The 20212-nt window shown below is 32.8% G+C and carries 18 protein-coding genes; 15 read left to right on the forward strand and 3 right to left on the reverse strand.

What is annotated here, in order from left to right; all coding sequences use genetic code 11:
- The first annotated feature begins 85 nt into the window (after positions 1-85).
- The 3 genes from ACFS3A_RS11410 (at position 86) to ACFS3A_RS11420 (ending at position 3129) form a co-directional block, all read left to right on the forward strand.
- Positions 86-1963, forward strand: coding sequence for a M1 family metallopeptidase (locus tag ACFS3A_RS11410; protein WP_379825578.1), 1878 nt, complete (start codon positions 86-88; stop codon positions 1961-1963).
- 6 nt (positions 1964-1969) lie between these two features.
- A complete protein-coding gene (locus ACFS3A_RS11415; protein ID WP_379825579.1) occupies positions 1970-2362 on the forward strand; it encodes an ACT domain-containing protein in 393 nt (130 codons plus the stop codon).
- 152 nt (positions 2363-2514) lie between these two features.
- A complete protein-coding gene (locus ACFS3A_RS11420; RefSeq protein WP_379825580.1) occupies positions 2515-3129 on the forward strand; it encodes a hypothetical protein in 615 nt (204 codons plus the stop codon).
- A gap of 44 nt (positions 3130-3173) precedes the next feature.
- Here ACFS3A_RS11420 and ACFS3A_RS11425 read toward each other — a convergent pair whose 3' ends face one another.
- Entirely contained in the window at positions 3174-3737 is a 564-nt protein-coding gene (locus ACFS3A_RS11425) for an outer membrane beta-barrel protein (RefSeq protein WP_379825581.1), read from the reverse strand.
- 173 nt (positions 3738-3910) lie between these two features.
- On the opposite strand from ACFS3A_RS11425, the gene ACFS3A_RS11430 reads away from it, so the two are divergent.
- The 11 genes from ACFS3A_RS11430 to ACFS3A_RS11480 all read left to right on the forward strand — a co-directional run bounded on the left by ACFS3A_RS11430 (position 3911) and on the right by ACFS3A_RS11480 (position 15888).
- On the forward strand, positions 3911-4315 hold the full coding sequence (locus tag ACFS3A_RS11430; protein ID WP_379825582.1) for a GNAT family N-acetyltransferase: 405 nt from the start codon (positions 3911-3913) through the stop codon (positions 4313-4315).
- Between the two features lie 153 nt (positions 4316-4468).
- Positions 4469-4852 (forward strand): hypothetical protein, encoded by a 384-nt coding sequence (locus tag ACFS3A_RS11435; RefSeq protein WP_379825584.1) that lies wholly within the window; start codon positions 4469-4471, stop codon positions 4850-4852.
- Positions 4853-5032: 180 nt separating this feature from the next.
- Positions 5033-6115 (forward strand): efflux RND transporter periplasmic adaptor subunit, encoded by a 1083-nt coding sequence (locus ACFS3A_RS11440; RefSeq protein WP_379825585.1) that lies wholly within the window; start codon positions 5033-5035, stop codon positions 6113-6115.
- Between the two features lie 95 nt (positions 6116-6210).
- The gene (locus ACFS3A_RS11445; RefSeq protein WP_379825586.1) at positions 6211-9378 is read left to right on the forward strand and encodes an efflux RND transporter permease subunit; all 3168 of its coding nucleotides are present in this window, start codon (positions 6211-6213) and stop codon (positions 9376-9378) included.
- Complete coding sequence (locus ACFS3A_RS11450) at positions 9371-10822, forward strand: TolC family protein (RefSeq protein ID WP_379825587.1); 1452 nt, start codon at positions 9371-9373, stop codon at positions 10820-10822. Before ACFS3A_RS11445 ends, ACFS3A_RS11450 begins: the two co-directional genes overlap by 8 nt.
- A gap of 207 nt (positions 10823-11029) precedes the next feature.
- Entirely contained in the window at positions 11030-12838 is a 1809-nt protein-coding gene (locus tag ACFS3A_RS11455; protein WP_379825588.1) for a type VI secretion system Vgr family protein, read from the forward strand.
- 5 nt (positions 12839-12843) lie between these two features.
- A complete protein-coding gene (locus ACFS3A_RS11460) occupies positions 12844-13191 on the forward strand; it encodes a hypothetical protein (protein ID WP_379825589.1) in 348 nt (115 codons plus the stop codon).
- Between the two features lie 5 nt (positions 13192-13196).
- Complete coding sequence (locus tag ACFS3A_RS11465; RefSeq protein ID WP_379825590.1) at positions 13197-14603, forward strand: hypothetical protein; 1407 nt, start codon at positions 13197-13199, stop codon at positions 14601-14603.
- Positions 14581-15084: a hypothetical protein gene (locus tag ACFS3A_RS11470; RefSeq protein ID WP_379825591.1), complete on the forward strand. Its 504-nt coding sequence runs from the start codon at positions 14581-14583 to the stop codon at positions 15082-15084. The genes ACFS3A_RS11465 and ACFS3A_RS11470 overlap by 23 nt, the downstream gene beginning before the upstream one ends.
- Before the next feature lie 8 nt (positions 15085-15092).
- Positions 15093-15398: a hypothetical protein gene (locus ACFS3A_RS11475; RefSeq protein WP_379825593.1), complete on the forward strand. Its 306-nt coding sequence runs from the start codon at positions 15093-15095 to the stop codon at positions 15396-15398.
- Positions 15376-15888 carry a hypothetical protein gene (locus ACFS3A_RS11480; RefSeq protein ID WP_379825594.1) on the forward strand — a complete coding sequence of 171 codons (513 nt, stop codon included), beginning with the start codon at positions 15376-15378 and terminating at the stop codon, positions 15886-15888. The genes ACFS3A_RS11475 and ACFS3A_RS11480 overlap by 23 nt, the downstream gene beginning before the upstream one ends.
- Before the next feature lie 1108 nt (positions 15889-16996).
- Here the strand turns inward: ACFS3A_RS11480 and ACFS3A_RS11485 are convergent.
- Positions 16997-17746, reverse strand: coding sequence for a DeoR/GlpR family DNA-binding transcription regulator (locus ACFS3A_RS11485; protein ID WP_379825595.1), 750 nt, complete (start codon positions 17744-17746; stop codon positions 16997-16999).
- An 88-nt stretch (positions 17747-17834) separates the two neighbouring features.
- On the opposite strand from ACFS3A_RS11485, the gene ACFS3A_RS11490 reads away from it, so the two are divergent.
- Positions 17835-18368: a 5' nucleotidase, NT5C type gene (locus tag ACFS3A_RS11490; RefSeq protein ID WP_379825597.1), complete on the forward strand. Its 534-nt coding sequence runs from the start codon at positions 17835-17837 to the stop codon at positions 18366-18368.
- Between the two features lie 93 nt (positions 18369-18461).
- Here the strand turns inward: ACFS3A_RS11490 and ACFS3A_RS11495 are convergent, their stop codons facing one another.
- Positions 18462-20201, reverse strand: coding sequence for a tetratricopeptide repeat-containing sensor histidine kinase (locus ACFS3A_RS11495; protein ID WP_379825599.1), 1740 nt, complete (start codon positions 20199-20201; stop codon positions 18462-18464).
- Between the last annotated feature and the right edge of the window lie 11 nt (positions 20202-20212).

The raw sequence follows: 20212 nt of genomic DNA on the forward strand, positions 1-20212 counted from the left end.
AAATTTGCATCGCTTTGTAACAATAGTAGAAAGATATCCACTAATTTGTTATTAAAAATTAATTTAAAAGACCTAAGAATAACTTATGGAAAAGAGAATATTGCATTTTGCAGTAATAGCATTTGTTTTTTTTGCTCAAAATAACTTTGCCCAAGAGCTTTACATGCCAAGAAATATAAAACAAGCTTTCGCAGAAGGAACACGTTCTAAAGACGGAAAACCAGGAAAAAACTATTGGCAGAATCACGGAAAATACAATATGGAAATTGCCGTTGATCCTGCAACGAAAATAGTAAGCGGAACAGAAACCATTATATATGAAAACAATAGTAAAGATACGTTAAGAAGTCTGGCTATTCGTTTTGTAAACAATCTTCATAAACCTTCATCGCCTCGTGGCAGCAGTGTAAGCGACGATTTTTTAAGTGACGGATTAACTATTACTTCACTAAAAATAGAGAATGAAGTCTATAAAGAGAATGCCAGAAAATGGGGAACTGTTGGAGCTGTAAAATTAAAAAAAGCAATTTTACCAAATTCTAAAACGATCATAAATATTCAGTGGAATTATCCTTTGTCTAAGGAAAGCGGGAGAGAAGGTCAGATAGACGAAACGACTTTTTTTGTGGCTTATAGTTATCCCCGAATTTCAGTTTATGATGATTATAACGGTTGGGATATGTTACCACATACAGATCGTCAGGAGTTTTACAATGATTTTAATGATTATGTTTTCTCCGTAAAAGCACCTAAGAATTATGTGGTTTATGCAACAGGAGACTTGTTAAATCCGGATGAGGTTTTGCAACCGGAGTTTGCTGCTCGTTTGAAAAAATCTTATACAACAGATGAAATTCTTCATATTGCAAACGAACAGGAAATGAAAAGCGGTATTGTAACGAAACAATACGATTGGAATGTTTGGAAATTTGAAGCTAAAAATATTACTGATGTTACATTTGGTTTGAGCGATCATTATTTGTGGGATGCAAGCAGTGTAATTGTAGACAAGAAAACAAATCGTCGTGCAAGTGTTCAGGCCGCTTATGATATTAAGGGAACAGATTTCGTAAATTCCGTTAAAAACAATCAATATGCTTTAGATTGGTTTTCTAATCACTGGCCGGGAGTTCCGTACCCGTTTTCAAAAATGACGGCTTTTCAGGGCTTTGCCGATATGGAATATCCAATGATGTGTAATGATTCGCAAATGGGAGATGCAAAATTTGCCCAATTGGTGCAAGATCACGAAGTAGCGCATACTTATTTTCCTTTTTACATGGGAATTAATGAAACACGTTATGCTTTCATGGATGAAGGCTGGGCAACTACTTTTGAATATTTAATTGGAATTGCAGAACATGGTCAGGAAGCTGCAGATCAATTCTATAAAAATTTTAGAGTTAAAGGGTATATAAATGATCGTTCTACCGAAGAAGATCAGCCAATCATATCAATGTCTACTCAGGTTTCCGGAGCAGGTTATGGGAATAATTCATACGGAAAAGCTTCTCTTTCCTATTTAGCTTTAAAAGATATGTTAGGCGATGATTTGTTTAAAAAAGCGTTACATGACTATATGGATACCTGGAATGGAAAACATCCAATTCCGTGGGATTATTTTAATTCTTTTAATACGGCAACAGGGAAAAACTTAAATTGGTTTTTCAATAACTGGTTTTTTACCAATAATTACTTAGACATTGCAGTTAAAGGTGTTTCTACAGATAATAAAGTTATTACAGTAGAGAATATTGGTGGTTTTGCGATTCCTTTTGATGTTATAATTACTTATGCAGATAATTCAAAAATAACTTTACATCAAACACCTGCAATTTGGGAAAAGAATCCAAAAACAGCTAAAATTGTTTTGAAAAGCGCTAAGAAAATTAAACAAGTAGAGCTTGATGGTGGTATTTTTATGGATGCAACTCCTAAAAATAACAGCTTAATACTGAAATAATTAAAAATGTCAGGAGAAAAAGATTTACAACAATTACTAAAAAGCATGAAACCTGAATTGAATACGGGAGATTATGTTTTTTGTAAAGTAGAAAACTTAGAAAAGGTTGATTTAGATAGTATTGAAATGTTTTTTAAAGAAAAAGAAGCAATTACTTTAATCCTAAAAAAAGAAACTGCCGATTTATTACAATTAGAGTATTCAGTTCTAATGGCTTGGATAACGCTTACTGTACATTCGTCGTTAGAAGCTGTGGGTTTAACAGCAGCGTTTTCGAAAGCACTTTCGGAAAATGAAATCAGCTGTAATGTTGTTGCAGCTTATTATCACGATCATATTTTTGTAAATAAAAAAGATGCAAAAAAAGCAATCGAAATCCTGAATTCGTTTTCGAATTAATAGAGATTTTAATCAAAATAAAAAGAGAATATAATGTTTGGGTTATCTTTTTATTTTGATTGATTTTAAATAGTTTAAAAATCTAAAAAAAAGTAGGAAACTTTATTCAAAAAAATTAGGTTTGCAAAGCAACAAATCAATCCCCCCTAATAATGAAAAAAACATTCCCCCTAATTGTTTTTTTGATTAGCCTTAAGTTTTTTGGACAAAATGATCAAAAGACTGCATTTCAAAAAAGCAAGTATGAATTAGCTGTTTCTTATTACAAAAAAGCTGATTTTGTTAAAGCTATCGATTTATTCTCTTTAGCAGCTAAAATTAAACCTGAAAATGAAATTGCTCAGGAAGCAAGTAAAAAAGTGGATACTTTACGTGAAGTTTTGCGAAAAGAAATTATGGATCAGGCAGTTGGAACCTGGAAAAAATCGGGTAATAAACCGGTTTGGGCAAGTACAGCTGTAAATACTGAAAGTCAATCTACATCTGAAGAGTTGATTGAAATTAAAGAAAATCAGATTTTATTTTACGAAGTAGATAAAAAAACGAACTCCAAGAAACTTTTAAAAACAGAAAATTTAATTTATAATGATGCCAATAGTACAGCATCTCCATTTTCTGAAATTATCCTTTCTGATGGTACTATTTGGAATTGCAGTATCAATGAAAAAGCAGATGTACTTCATGTTATTAATGTTGCGGTTAAAACCGAAGATGGAATTGAAAAAATACAAAACGATAACGAAGAAAGTTATTATATTAAAAACTAATAGAAAAGGGAATCAATCGATTCCCTTTTTTATAGAATAATCTTTTACAAGAATTTAAATCCGAGTGAAAAATTGGTGACACCAGTTTTTATTTCTCCGTTAGAAGAATCAATGTCGCTTAAACCGGCCAGATATCTTACATCAAAAGTCAGTTTCCATACATCAACGCCAACGCCGCCAATTATACTATGGTTATTTTTGTCTATTGCGATAGAATTTAAACCATTGTTTGTACTAATATCGGAGTAATTTTTCCAGTTGTATCCAACAAAAAGCCTTACGTTTCCTAATTTCCCCAGAGGTATAAGTTTGTATCCTGCAATTAAAGAAGCGTCTGTTCCTCCTAATTTGAATTCGGTTTCCCCAACACCATTCTGATAAACGCTGAAATTTGATTTGGCATAACCAAATTCGGCCTGTCCATAAAAAAGTAAAAGATTTACTCTGGCAAATGCGGCAAAACCAATTCCCGTATTAGTATGATCCGAACTAAAATTATTGGTATTTATAGAAGTAATATTAGTAGAAATCTGAGGACCAACCTGCAGTAACTGCGCGAATCCATTTACGCAAATACATAAAAATGCTATTAAAAAGAATTTTTTCATAACGGATTTTGTTTGATTTTGGTTGTATAAAAATAATCATAAAAGGTTTAAAATGAATGATTTGTCTGATTTATTTTTTTGTAATTTTTTAAAAAAGGAAAGGATGCAAAAACTCTTGTTTTTCCTGTTTTATCGTAAATAGTTATTTTTGATTTAATTAAAATAGATTAAAAATGGAAATTAGAATGATTAATGCTGCCGATACCTGGAAGATCAGACACGAAGTGATGTGGCCCAATCAGCCATTTGAATTTGTCCAGCTTGAGGAAGATAATTTTGGTCTGCATTATGGTGTTTTTGAAGACAATCAATTAGTTTCTATAGTTTCTTGTTTTATCGAAGGAGAGGTTATGCAGTTTAGAAAATTGGCAACCTTAATTGACTATCAGGGCAGAGGAATTGCATCTTTACTGCTGAAACATATTTTTAAAGCTGCAGAAGAGAAAGGAATTAAAAAAATTTGGTGTAATGCCAGAACAGAAAAAAAAGAATTTTATAAAAAATTTGGCATGAAGGATACCGGAAATACTTTTATCAAAGCTGGACAAGAATTTACGATTATGCAAATTTTGTTTTAAGTTGTTGATTAATAGTTGTTTGTTTGCTTTTGATGTCTAAATCCGACACTTTAAAATTTATTTTGAATTGAAAACGTTTTCGTTTGCGATTACATGTTAAGGATTTCTTATTTTATTTTTTTTATTCCAATCTTTTATTACTTTCGCACCCAAATGAGAAAGTTAATAGTATTTTTAGTATTCATGAATATGCTTCTGTTCGGCGGAGGTCAATATCTTAATGCAAATACTTTTGGCTTACCTCAACACCATAATCTTGAAAAGAAACATCGAGTTAAATTTACTAATCAGGATCGTGGATCTTCTACTATTGAAGATGCTACAGATATTGATCTTGAAGAAGATCTTCTTGGGAGTGATGATGTTGATGGACTTACGAACAAATTCTTTGCGACGTCTTACAGTTTAATAGACGATTTATATCTGGCTTTATCAGATCAGTCTGTTGCAAATGATTCCAATCGTTTTAAAATTTCTACGCCTTTCTTTGGGCATTCAAATCCTTTATACATTACTCAACGAGTATTAAGAATTTGATTTTAAAATATACATTGGTTGCCTAAGTTGCGATCCTGCATATCTTGCTGCTGTATATTTTTTTCTTACTTCCGCTTATATGACAATTAAGGTCAGACCAGGGCTTACTGATGTTACATTCCATCTTTAAGGAATCTTTGTATTCCAAGCATTCAATCGCTTAATTTCCATTTAAAAATCATGAAAAGAATCATCTTGATCACAGGCTTTATGGCCTTGGTGTGCTTAACCAGTTGTACACAAAAAAAAGAAGAAAAAGAAGAAGAGGAAAAGTTCACTGTAACTAATCCGGTAAAAATTGATACTTCATTTACGAAGGAATACGTTTCGCAGATCAGATCGGTCCGAAACATCGAAATCCGTGCCCAGGAAAAAGGGTTTTTACAAAACATCTATGTTGATGAAGGACAGTTTGTTAAAAAAGGACAGTTGTTGTTCAGAATCATGCCAAACATGTATCAGTCTGAATTGCTTAAAGCACAGGCTGAGCAAAAATCAGTAGAAATTGAATTGCAAAATTCAAAATTACTTGCTGATAAAAATATCGTTTCTAAAAACGAATTAAGTTCAGCACAAGCAAAATTACAGTCTGCAAAAGCTGAGGTTGCATTGGCAAAACTGCATTTATCTTTCACAGAAATCAGAGCTCCTTTTGACGGAACAATTGACAGAATTCCATTAAAACTAGGAAGTTTAATTGACGAAGGCGAATTGTTGACAAGTCTTTCAGACAACAGTCAAATGTTTGCTTATTTCAATGTTTCTGAGCCGGAATATATCAGCTATGAAACAAACATTAAAGATCGAGCTGATAACAAAGTGAATTTAGTTTTAGCTAACGGAGATATTTTCAAAGACAAAGGAAATGTTGAAGTTATAGAAAGTGAATTTAACAATGAAACTGGTAATATCGCTTTTAGAGCACGATTCCCAAATTCAAATAAATTGCTTAGAAACGGTGAGACAGGACAAGTTCAGATGAATGTTCCGTTGAAAAACGCTATTGTAATTCCACAGAAAGCTACTTACGAAATTCAGGATAAGAAATATGTTTTCGTTGTAGGTAAAGACGATAAAGTGAGCTCTAGAGAAATCACGATTACAGGCGAAATTCCTGATTTATACGTGATCAAAAGCGGTCTTAACGAAAATGATAAAATCTTACTTGAAGGTGTTCAGAAAGTAAAAGAAAACGACAAAATTAAATACGAGTTTGAATCTCCTAAAAAGGTAATTAATAACCTTCGCTTAAAAGCGGAATAGGTTTTTGTTTTAATTGTTTCAAGTTTCGTAATGTAACCTGAAACCTGAAACTCTTTTTAAACTTCAAATAAGTTTAATCATTAAAAAATATAAAAATGTTTAATAAATTTATTCAAAGACCAGTATTGTCGATAGTGATATCGCTGATAATTGTCTTTTTAGGGGTTTTGTCTGTATTGAATTTACCAATTACACAATTCCCTACCATTTCACCTCCAATGGTGAATGTTACCGCAGATTATCCGGGTTCTAATGGTGAATTGATGATCAAGGCGGTGGTGATTCCTTTGGAAAGAGCCTTAAACGGGGTTCCGGGAATGAAATACATGGCTTCTGACGCCGGGAATGATGGGGAGGCTACAATCAAAGTAGTGTTCAACTTAGGAACAGATCCGAATCAGGCGGCTATTAACGTTCAGAACCGTGTCGCTTCGGTTACCAATAAATTACCTCCCTTGGTAATTCGTGAAGGGATTAAAATTACAAGAGAAGTACCAAGTATGTTGATGTACGTGAACCTTTACAGTACAGATAAAAATACCGACATGAAGTTCTTATACAACTATGCCGATATCAACGTACTATCAGAATTGAAAAGGGTAAACGGTATTGGTTCCGGAGATATCTTAGGAACACGTGAATATGCTATGCGTATTTGGTTGAAACCAGATCGTATGCTAGCTTATAAAATTTCTGCTGATGAAGTAATGGAAGCATTATCCAGTCAGAGTTTGGAAGCTTCTCCGGGTAAAACGGGAGAAAGTTCCGGTAAACGTTCTCAGGCATTTGAGTATGTATTGAAATATTCGGGACGTTTTACAACAAAAGAGCAGTATGAGAATATTGTGGTAAAAGCAAATCCAAACGGAGAGCTTTTAAGATTGAAAGATGTTGCTAAAGTTGAATTTGGAAGTTCGATGTACGATATCTATTCTAATTTGAATGGAAGACCATCAGCTGCAATTGTATTGAAACAATCTTTTGGAAGTAATGCGAATCAGGTTATTGAAGAAGTAAAAGCGAAACTGGAAAAAATCAAGCAAAGATTCCCAAAAGGAATGGATTATGAAATTTCGTATGACGTTTCTAAATTCCTTGATGCTTCTATCGAAAAAGTAATTCATACTTTGGTAGAAGCGTTTATTCTGGTAGGTTTGGTAGTTTTCCTTTTCTTAGGAGACTGGCGTTCTACAGTAATTCCGGCAATTGCAGTACCTGTATCGCTAATCGGAACTTTTGTGTTCATGACATTCTTCGATATATCATTGAACTTAATTACATTGTTTGCTTTAGTATTAGCAATTGGAGTCGTCGTCGATGATGCGATTGTGGTTATCGAGGCCGTTCACGCCAAGATGGAAGAAGAACATCTCTCGCCATTTAAAGCAACAAAAAAAGCAATGCATGAGATTGCAGGAGCAATTGTTGCAATTACATTCTTAATGGCGGCAGTATTTATTCCGGTTGCATTTATGTCTGGTCCTGTTGGAGTATTCTACAGACAGTTCTCTGTAACGATGGCAACTGCGATTATCCTTTCCGGTATTGTGGCCTTGACATTGACACCGGCACTTTGTGCGATGATGTTAAAAAACAATCACAGTCAGCCTAAAAAGAAAACACCTGCCAATAGATTTATTGATGCTTTCAACGAAAAGTTCAATTTAGCGCAAGGTAAATATCAAAATCTGTTAGGTAAAATTGTTGACAGAAGAGTGGTTACGATTGTGGCACTTGTAGGTTTCTGTATTGGAACATGGTTAATAAGCAGTTCTGTTCCTTCAGGATTTATTCCAAATGAGGATCAGGGAATGTTTTACGCTGTAATTCAGACACCTCCGGGTTCTTCTTTGGAAAGAACTAATAATATTGCAGAGAGAGTTCAGAAAATAGCAGAAGATATAGACGGAGTAAAATCAGTTTCTTCATTAGCAGGTTACGAAATTCTGTCTGAAGGTACAGGAGCCAACTCAGGAACGTGTTTGGTGAACCTGAAAGACTGGAGCGACAGAAAAGAATCTGTTTTGGAAATTATGCACGAAATGGAGGAAAAATGTAAAGATATTACAGGAGCTAATATCGAGTTTTTCCAACCGCCTGCCGTACCTGGATATGGAGCTGCTGGAGGATTTGAGCTTCGTTTGTTAGATAAAACCGGTTCTGTAGATTACAAGAGAATGGAACAGGTTAACAACGACTTCGTTGCGGAACTGAACAAACAACCGGAATTAACAAACGTATTTAGTTTTTATAGTTCTAGTTTCCCTCAATACATGATGAAAGTTGATAACGATTTGGCACAACAAAAAGGAGTTTCTATCGAAAATGCCATGAATACTTTGTCAACTCTTGTGGGAAGTAACTACGAAATCAGTTTTATCAAATTTGGTATCAACTATAAAGTAATTGTTCAGGCTTCACCGGAATATCGTGCACAGCCAGATGATATCTTAAAACTGTATGTGAAAAATGATCGTGATGAAATGGTACCTTTTTCTGCTTTTATGAAATTAGAAAAAGTATATGGACTTTCAGAAATCACTCGTCATAATATGTATACCTCAACGCAGATCAGTGGTTCACCGGCTGCGGGTTATAGTTCTGGTACAGCAATTAAAGTGATTCAGAAAATAGCTGCTGAAAAATTACCAAGAGGATATGATATTGACTGGGCAGGTATTTCTGCCGATGAGGTTGCTCAGGGTAATCAGGCTATTTGGGTATTCTTAATCTGTTTAGGATTCGTTTACTTAGTATTAGCTGCTCAGTACGAAAGTTTTATTCTGCCATTATCAGTAATTCTTTCTTTACCGGCAGGTATTTTTGGAGCTTTCCTTTTATTAAAATTAACAGGATTAGAGAACAATATTTATGCTCAGGTGGCCATGGTAATGTTGATTGGTTTATTAGGTAAAAACGCCGTACTGATTGTGGAGTTTGCGATTCAAAGACACGCTGCAGGATTATCTGTATTACAGTCTGCAATGGAAGGAGCAAAAGCAAGGTTCCGTCCAATTTTGATGACTTCGTTTGCATTTATCGCTGGTTTATTACCACTTGCTTTTGCAACAGGTCCGGGTAAAATTGGAAACAGAACTATTGGTACTGCCGCTGCCGGAGGTATGCTTATCGGAACTATTTGCGGAGTTTTTGTAATTCCTGGATTGTATTTCATCTTCGCTAAGATTGCCGAAAAACATAAATTGGTAAAACATGAAGAAGAAAATCCATTAACAGAAGAAATTGATAACAATCATGTATAAATTCAAAACATATCAATATAGCATTGTATTGGCTGCATGTCTAACAGTTGCAGGGTGTAAAACCCCTGCACCTGAGGCAGCAGTAACGACAAGCACACCAGTACCTGAATCGTTTGGTTCGACAACCCAGGCTCAGGATGCCAACAATAATACGGCAGCATTAAACTGGAAAGATTATTTTAAGGATCAGAATCTGGTAGATTTAATAGATGTTGCCCTTAAAAATAATCAGGAACTAAATATTACTTTGCAGGAAATCGAAATTGCAAAGAATGATATTCGTGTTAAAAAAGGACTTTTGTTACCAACAGTTGGTGTTCGTGCCGGAGCAGGAGTAGAAAAAGTAGGAAGATATACAAGCCAGGGTGCAGGTGATGCTTCGACTGAAATTAAGCCTGGAAAAGAAATGCCGGATCCGCTTGGGGATTTTACTATTTCTGCTTACGCAAATTGGGAAGTAGATATCTGGAAAAAACTGCGTAATTCTAAAAAAGCAGCTTTAAACAGATATTTGGCTACAGTTGAAGGTAAAAACTTTGTGATTACAAACCTCATCTCTGAAGTGGCCGATTCTTATTACGAATTAATGGCTTTGGACAATCAGTTGGATATTGTAAAACAAACTATCAAATTGCAGACTAATGCTTTGGAAATTGTAAAAGTTCAAAAGCAGGCCGCAAGAGCAACTGAATTGGGAGTTAAGAAATTTGAAGCTGAGGTTTTAACTTCACAAAGTATGGAGTTTGATATCTTACAGCAAATCAAAGAAACCGAAAATAAAATCAACTTTTTGTTAGGAAGATATCCGCAGGAAATTAAAAGAACGAGCAACAATAATTTCTTAAGCTTATTGCCGGCGGTTGTAACTTCAGGAATTCCGTCTCAATTGTTAGAGAATCGCCCAGATGTTAAGCAGGCAGAATTAGAATTGGTAGCGTCAAAATTAGATGTAAAAGTAGCTCGTGCTGAGTTTTATCCTTCTTTGGATATTACAGCAGCGATTGGAGTAAATGCTTTTAAACCTTCTTATTTGTTTACAATGCCAGAATCACTTTTGTATTCATTAGCAGGAGATCTTGTGGCGCCTTTGATTAATAGAAATGCAATCAAAGCAGAATTTGCTAGTGCAAACGCAAGACAGCTTCAAGCTTTGTACAATTATGATCGTACGGTTTTAAATGCTTATTTAGAAGTTTCCAATCAATTGTCTAAGATCGATAATCTTCAAAAAGGTTACGATTTGAAATCAAAACAAGTCGACGCTTTAAATACTTCTATTGATGTTTCAAACGATTTGTTTAAATCGGCAAGAGTAGATTATTTCGAAGTTTTAATGACACAGAGAGATGCATTAGAAGCTAAACTGGAATTGATCGATACTAAAAAAGAACAACTTAATGCTGCAGTTCATGTTTACAGAGACCTGGGCGGCGGATGGAAATAATTTTGCCAATTAATTTGTAGAGAAAGAAAGCCTTTCAGGAGTAAAATTCTGAAAGGCTTTTTTGTGTTTTGAAATATTCTGATAGATTCAAATCCTTAACTTTTAAAATAAAACATATTCTGTCATAATTATAGCTTTTAGAGGCTTTGTGATTGTTTTACTAAATATAAGTTTAAAACAATTGTAATTAACTAAAACCTTTAAGCTATGAGTAAATTTTCAGAACAAGTTCATATTTCTATCAGTACTTTTAAAAAAAACATTGTTTACTATGATTTAAAGCTGACTCAGTCAATGGCAAACCATCATTACTTTTCTTTTGTCTGGCAATACACAGCAGAAGCTGTAATTGATCCTGAAAAACAAGCTAATGCTATTTCAAAGTACATTGGAAGTGAAGTTATTTTTACTTTTAAAGTCAACGGAATTAAGTTAATGTCCAAAGGTATTGTTCGAGGATTGAAATCAATTGATCGTCATGGAAGTCCCGCTGGTCTTCATGTTTATGGAATAAGTCACACTGTTTTTTTGGAAGACGGCCCTAAGTCAAGAATTTTTCTCGGTAAAAACCTGCAACAAATTGCACTTGAAATATTTGCAGAAACCCAATCCGATGAATTTTATCAGACACAAGCAATCAAACCGACTTATACCAAAAGTTTTTCTTTTAAACCGCAGTATAACGAAACCAACTTTAATTTCTTAAAACGTCTCTCTGAACGCTATGGACAGTGGTTTTATTTTGATGGAATGCGAATGCAGTTTGGAGAAACTAAAGTCACCAATATTAAACTAATTAACGGTTCGTCGTTACATGAGTTTACAATAGAAACCAATCTGTTTTCACATAAAAGTTCTTTTGGAGGTTATGATTACCTCACAGCATCAAATATTCGCAATGGTGCATTGGTCAATAATAACGGAAGCCGAGATAGATTCACTTCCTCAATGGTTTGGAATCAGTTAGCCGTAACAACAAAGGAAGTAAATGTAGGCGCCTATACCAATAATGCACAAAATAAGGAAGAAATTGATGAAATGGTGAAACTGCAAACTTCGGCGCATAATGCCAATTGTGTTTTTTACAGTGGTATATCCTATTTCCCAATTGGTGTCGGGCAGGTTTTTAGCATTCAAAACAAAACAGTCGAACATAACCTGATAGCTGTAGAAGTTATTCACTATTCTGAAGTAAATGGAGATTACAAATGTGAGTTCAAAGCCATTCCATCTGATGTTGCCGTACCACATTATACGAATGTAAATGTCTTTGCTTTTGCCGAAGTCCAGCCTGCAAAAGTAACTGACAATAATGATCCGGAAGGTTTAGCACGTGTTAAAGTGCAATATTATTGGAATGGCTGGGGCAATGAGAGCGAATGGATGCGCGTAACACAGCTATATGCCGGATCAGGAAAGGGAGGTTATTTCAGGCCTGAAATAGGCGAAGAAGTTCAGGTTAGTTTTCAGGGAGGCAATGCCGAATGCCCTTATGTTTCAGGAACCTATTACAACGGAAAAGAAAAACCGGAGTTTTTTGACCCGAAGAATATGATAAAAGGCTGGAAACTTCGATTTGGAATGTTATTAAAATTTATTGAGAAGATAGGTATCTGGCTTTCTGACCCGAGCGGGAATGAAATTCATTTGGATGAAGAGAATAAAAACATAAATGTGACTTCGCCGGAAACAGTGACCATACGAGCTAAAAATATTGTTTTTGAGGCAACTGAGAGTATTACACTAAAGGCAGGAACTGATATTTCTGAAAACGCATTCTTAAATAAAACTACCAGTATTGGCGGAATTTTATACACAAGTGTTGGTGGAAATAAAATTTTAGATGTGAAAGGAGATTATAACGCAAACATTGAAGGCGATTACAATTCAGATTTAAAAAAAGACCATAATACGGTTAGTAATGGAAGAATAATTTCTAATAGCGATGAATCTCATGAAATACATTCTAAAAAGAACATTAAAAATAACAGCGGTGAAGATACTACTCAAAACTAATAGAAATGAGAAAAAAAGTAAGCGGAATAGATTTAACACTGAATAGTGATGGAAATGTATGGATTTATAGAAATACTCATAATCAGGCATCTTTTACTGTAAGTAAAGATGGAGAAGTATTTTACGATGACCCTTTTGGCAATTACATGACAAGTGCACCTCGACAAATAAGAATAAATTTTGAGCATTTTGCACTAAACAATTATGGAGACGAAATAAGAAGATCAGACGGTACAAGAATGATTATGATGCCCAAAAAAGAAATCCAGGAAATTGCCAATAAAACTTTTTATGCTGACGAACAGTTTCATGCTGTTGATTTTTTAACATTTATTATAACCGAAGAAAAATAATAACTATGTCATTCAATTTAAGAGTAAAAGGAAATATTACAACCAAAGTAGGCGGTACAACAAGACTATATGCCAAAGAGGGAGTAGAAATAAATTCGAACGGAAAAATAAATTATTATGCTCCCGAATACTTGTATGGAGATCCGGAGGATCCACCGGTAAAAATTATGGATGGAGCTGTAAAAGAAATTGAACTTTTAACAGCCTTAGATTTGGGTTCCGATAATATTCCTAAATCAACGAAAACCCAGCTAGGAATGATTTTTGGAAATACCTATCATTTTAAAGTAAAAAGTTATGTGAAAAAACCTCCTGCAAATCTATCAGATATCAATTGGATGTTGAAATATAAAAGCCCGTCTCAAAACAAGTGGCTGGAAATACCTCTTTCTGCAAAAGGCGATTCTGTAAAAATTACACTAAATGACGAAGATATGTGTGGACGTTATATTTATGTTCGTGCTTATGTGAACGATCCAGAAACGGAAGCTGAATATAAAGAATGGAAACACAATCGTTTTAGGTGGTTTAATAGATTTGAAGTCCATCAACAAATAAACGATCGCGTTAAAGATCCATGGAAAATAGATCAAAAATATAGTTCGCTTTGCGGAATGTCGGCTTTGTATTATGCCATGATAAAACGCGATCCAAAAGCTTATGAAAATCTAGCGAAGGAATTGTTTCGAACAGGCGAATACAAAATAGGCACTTATGTTGTAAAACCTCATGAAAAAGCTTTAAGCATGTATGAGACCAAACCAACAGATTCTAATTACAAATCCATGGGTATGAGTGAAGTTGACTGGATTGTATTGGCAACCACTCGAAGCAAAGAAAGTTTAAATAGCCAATTTGTTTATAACGGTTTTGAAAATGGTGATGTGGATATGCTAAAAGCCGTAAACTGGCCTGATATGCTCACCAGAATGTGTAAAGAAGTTGCTGGTTATACAAATGCAGAATCATTTGGGTTAAATTTATATTCAATCATGAATAAAAAAGGAATTGAAGCCAAAGCTCATGATTATGTTTCTAATTCTGATTTGTTAGAACTTCAAACTATTGAGAAAAAATACAATGCAGGGCATACTATTTTGATGATGATAGATTCTGATATGATTGAAGATGTTTCAAGTTACAATCCTAAAAATCTAACTACAAATTCGCATTGGGTTGTTTACGAAGGAGGATTAACATTTTATGATATTCATGGAAATATTACAACTAACGTAGGGCAAGCAGAAAAAGTTTTTTTTAGTATTTATACTTGGGGATTTGACCCAGTAACTCAGCTTGATGAATTTGGAAATGATGATAATAAATATAAAAGACCACTTATATATAAAAAACAAAGCATTTCTATTAAATCATTTAAAAGTAATTATTATGGATACATTGAAGCATATTAAGATTTTTATTTTACTAATGCTCTCAAGCTGTGTGAAAATTGAATACAAAAAAATTGATAATTCTTTTAATGATATCCATTTGAAAGAATGGAATTCATTAACGTGCCCTAAAAAAATTATTTTAGAGAGGTATAAAAAAAACACATCATTTAAGACACTAATTGATAGTAACAAAGATTTTGATATAAATGGTTGTGATTCTATTTATTACAAATTTAATCAACGAGTATTTGCCCCTAAATTTAGTTATACAGGCCCAATCAATTATGATATGAAAATTATAATTGATGATAGTTTAGAATATAAAATAACTGATATTAAAGATAAATTAGATACAATTTCAGGGAATTCCGGTCCTGGAAAATGGATCATTATGAATAATATAAAGTCATTGGTTGTAAATGGAAAAAAACTTGATAACACAAAAAAACCTCTTAGTTTTAGTATTCCAACAAATCTCGGAAAAATTATAAAAAAGTAATAGACTTGATGATTGATTTGAACATGATTGAAGATGTTTCAAGTTACAATCCTAAAAATCTAACTACAAATTCGCATTGGGTTGTTTACGAAGGAGGATTAACATTTTATGACATCCACGGAAATATTACAACTAAAGTAGAGCAAGCAGAAAAAGTCTTTTTTAGTATTTATACTTGGGGATATGATCCTATAAACCAACGTGATGAATCTGGAAACGAAGCACATCATAGTGAGATCTTAATTTATAGAAAAAATTTTATTAGTACAAAATCATTTAAATCAAATTACTATGGATACATTGAAGTGTTTTAGTTTAATGCTTATCTCTCTCCTATTAATCAGTTGTAATGAATATATTGATAGAGATTATTCATTACAAGGGATTTACTTAAAAGAATGGAATTCTTCGATATGTCCTAAAAAAGTAGTTTATGAGGAATATATAAAAAATACAAATTTTAAAAAAATTATATATACTCATTCTAGTTTCGAAATAAGAGATTGCGAAATTGAAATGCATAAATACAACCAAAGATTATTTACCCCAAAAATTTTAACTAACAAAACAATAAATTATGATATCAGGATAGTTATTGATGATAGTTTAGAGTATAAAATAACAGATATTAAAAGCAGAAGAGATACTACAAAATATGTATTTGCCTTAGGTAGAAAATGTTACATTGACAATACAATTTATTCAATGCTGGTTAATGATCATCAATATGACAATAAAAAATCTATAAATAATATTGTTTTAATAACAAAATCTGGAAGAATAATTAAAAATAAATTAAAATGATAAGTAAACTTTTATAGCTATAATTTTTTACGCATCAAGAATCAAGACACTCAAGCCAACAGACATTTATCGAAATATTACAGCCAAAATAGGGCAAGCGGAGAAAGTTTTTTTTAGTATTTATACTTGGGGATATAATCCAATAACTCAACTTGATGAATTAGGAAATCCTTCACCTTCTAGAAAGATTTTAATTCATGCACGTCAAAGAATAAAAATTGAATCATTTAAATCAAACTATTATGGGTATATTGAAATATCTTAATTTTTTATTTTGTATTATATTATTTATTAGTTGCAATGAATACCATAACGAAAATCATTCTTTTAATACAATTTTATTAAGAAAACAAAATTCAATTGAGTGTCCTCAAAAAATTATTACTGAGAAATATTTAAAGAATTCAAACTTTGAACATATTATTCAGAAAGATTCCGCATTTAATATTATTTGTGATTCAATAAATAATCAGGTAATATTTAGTCCTAATACCCCTTATGTTGGTGAAATAAATTATGACATAAAATTATTATCGATGATAATTTAAAATATGAAATAACAGATATAAAAAGTAAAGTTGATACAACTCTTTACACTTTTACTTTAGGCAGAAAGTATTATATAAACTACATTTTTAATTCAATGAGTATTAATGGTCATAAAGCTAATAGCGAGAACAATCAAGCTAACATTATCATATATGGAAATCAGGCTCAAAAATAATATTGGTCAAATGAATAAATGTAAAATACCCCCCGCTCCAGCATGAATCCTTTCGTGTGGCGATATGTTTGAACTGTCTAATTTATTTTATTAAATTTCACGTTATAAAAAAATGAGAGAAAATTAAGGAAAAACTTATCATACGAAGATTTACGGGGTATTGGTGACAGATGAAAATAATATTGCCAATTAATTTGTAGAGAAAGAAAGCCTTTCAGGAGTAAAATTCTGAAAGGCTTTTTTGTGTTTTGAAACAATGATTAAAAAAAAGTTCTTATGAAACCGAGTGCCCTAGCCCAGACAGAAGCGGCATCCTTTTTCTGCCTTCTTTAGGCAGGAAAAGATATAGCGGATGGCTGGAATAGCTCCTTATAATTCTAAAAATTAAAGAACTGTTAATCCCGTATTTTTATATGCTTTTAAAATCTCTTCTTCAGGCGAAACATTCGTCACTAAAACATTGATATCTTTTATTGGACAGACAAAATACGATTCGGCAGTTTCTACTTTTTCGATGGAACTCAATGCGATTACAAAATTAGAATGCTGAACCATATTCTTCTTCAGCATCGAATCATCATATAAAATTCCTGTAATCCCACGTTCATGATGAATACTGCAGATTCCTAAAATGCAGACATCGGCTCTGAAATTTCTAAAAAAATCCATTGTTTCCATACTTGAAGTCGTAAACGAAGTTTTACACATTTTACCGCCCGCAAAAATTAAATCGATATTGGGTAAATCTTCCACCAATGAAGCAACCGGAAAACTATTGGTAATAACCGTTAATTTTAGATCGTAAGGAAAGCTTGCTACTAAAGCTAAAGAAGTTGTCCCTCCGTCAATAAAAACGACTTGTCCGTCTTTTAAATACGAAATTGCTTTTTGCGCAATAATCTTTTTGTTTTCGATATCGTGCTTTTCTCTTTTTCTATAATGCAACGGAATTGGAGAAGGAGCAACCGCACCACCACGAACGGCTTTTAAAAGTCCCTGATCTGAAAGTTCTTTTAAATCGCGTCTTATTGTATCTTCAGAAACGCTGAGGTATTCGCTTAGTTCTATGGAGGTTACGCGATGTTCTTTGGCTAAATATTCTAAAATGGCTTTTTGACGTTCTTCCTTTTTCATTTTGTTTGCGGTTTTATATTGCAAAAATAAGTTAAAAATTGCAATATATTGCAATTTTCGCATAATTTTACCGCAAAATAAATTTACAATGAAGAAGAAAACAATTGCAATCGATATGGATGGTGTATTGGCTGATTTTGAATCTCAGTTAATAGATCATTATAATACCGCATACGGAACTAGTTTAACAAAAGAGAGTATTCAAGGATTGAGTGAAGATGAGGCTTTTAAGGATAGAGATTTATTAGTCAAAGTTTTAAATAAAGATAATTTTTTCAGGTCTCTTCCTGTAATGCCCGATGCTGTAGAAAGTGTTCGTGAATTACAAAAGAACTTTGAAATTTTTATTGTATCGGCAGCGACAGAATTTCCGGTTTCTCTTGCCGAAAAAGTAGCCTGGCTTGCAGAACATTTTCCTTTTATCAAATGGGAAAATATCGTTTTATGCGGAAGCAAAAGAATTATCAATACTGATTATCTGATTGATGATCATTGTAAAAACCTGGATTATTGTATTGGGAAACCAATTATGTTTACAGCATTTCATAATATAAATAAAACGCATCATTTAAGAGTCAATAATTGGAAAGAAGCTGTTGCGGTTTTAAACGAAACATTATAAGCTTTAAAAGGTTATAATTTTATTGTTTTTTGAAGAGAAAAGCCTTTCGGAAGATTCTGAAAGGCTTTTTAATTTATGGAGTTCAATAATATATTAAGCTTTTATAAGTGTTTGTTCCGGCATTGTTATTTTTACTCTAAAGCCCTTGTCTGGTTCTGTTTCAAGATCAATAGTTCCGTTAACGGCTATAATGCGGTTTACCATGTTTTGAAGACCATTTTTTACAATAGTACTTTTTTCGCAGCCCACACCATTGTCCATATAATTGATAAAGATCGTTTTTAGGTCACTTTCAAATTTTATTACCACAAGGTTTGCTTTACTGTGTTTTTTCATATTTACCATTAATTCCTGTAAAATTCGGCTAATGGTAATCTTTTTCATATCATCGATTGATTCCCAGTTTATTTCTTCCAAATTGGTCACAATGATATTTCTTTCGTGGGTATTATAAGCCGAAAGCATTTCTTTGATGCTTCGGGTAAAATTTATTCCCGTATCAATACTATTATTTTCTCTTGAAATTCCTCTTACACGTCCGTAAATGTCGTCTAATTTTTGAAGCAGATTTTCTTTGGTATTTTCTGTAGATAAAGACTGAGATTCGGTAAAAGCAATTACATTGAATACGTCATTAGCCAGTTCGTCGTGGATTTTTTTAGCAATTCTGGTTTCTGTATCGTAAGAAGTTTTTAATTCTATAGCCTTGTTTTTATTTTTATAGTAACGGATTAAAATTGCAATTAAAATCACTAAGAAAACAAATACAATTACAAATACAATTCGCATGTAACTGGCTTTTTGCAACGATAGTTCATTTTCGGCTTTTTCTAAACGAAGTTTTTCATTTTCGTCTTTTTCTTTTTTAGAATCGTATTTAATCTTGGCAAACTTATTTTTAAAGTTGTTTCTCACTTTAATAATACTGTCATTTAAGGAAAAATACTTTTGTACATATTTGGTGTCCTGTGCACTGTGATTATTGGAAATTAAAATTTGAAGTGCTTCCAGTCTTTCGTCAACACTATTGAGTTTTGTGGCTGTATTATAAGCCAAAAGAGCATTTTCGTCTGATTTTTGAAGATCTTTTTTAGAATAGTAGTCGGCAAGGTGTAGATAACTTTCAATGCTGCTATAGGTATCGTTAATTTCCTTTCTAATTTGTAGGCCTTCATTCATTAAACGGAACCCTTTTTCATTTACTCCTTTCTTGAAATAAGCGTAGCCCAAGTTATCTTGATATCTGGCTTTTTTATTTCTTTTATCTTTATACATTAGTAATTTTTTACTAGAAGGAGATTCTAGAAGGAATTCTAAAATTGTGATTGCCTTATCATATTTTTTTTGTTGAATATAAACAGCAGCAATATTGTTTAAAGGACCTTGTTTTCCTTCAAAATCTAGAGATTCATTTGCAGACTCCTCATAGTAAAAAATCGCATCATCATAAAGAGATAGTTCTTTATCAGCAATTCCTAACGCGTTATTTATGGAGCTAGCGAAGCTTTTGTTTTTTTTAGAATAAGTTAGTGCTTCTGTTACGGTTTCTTTGCTCCCATAGTAATCTCCATTGACTTGCTGAATAGTTGCCATTTGAATAAGAACATATCCTAAATTGGAACTGTCTTTTATAGTTTCAAAAAGTAATTTTGATTTGTTAAATTCATAGAAAGCAGTATTAAAATTTTGCTTTTGATAATTTTCATCAGCTTTATCTCTTAAAGTAAGTGCCTCTTTTCGTATAGATTCGTTATCATTATTTATAATCTTTTTTTCCTGACAGGAAAAAAGAAAAAGTGGTATTATGAAATAAAAAAACGGGGACCGTAACATGTAAATTTACT

This window comes from Flavobacterium notoginsengisoli, assembly GCF_042686225.1.
Lineage (GTDB): Bacteria > Bacteroidota > Bacteroidia > Flavobacteriales > Flavobacteriaceae > Flavobacterium > Flavobacterium notoginsengisoli.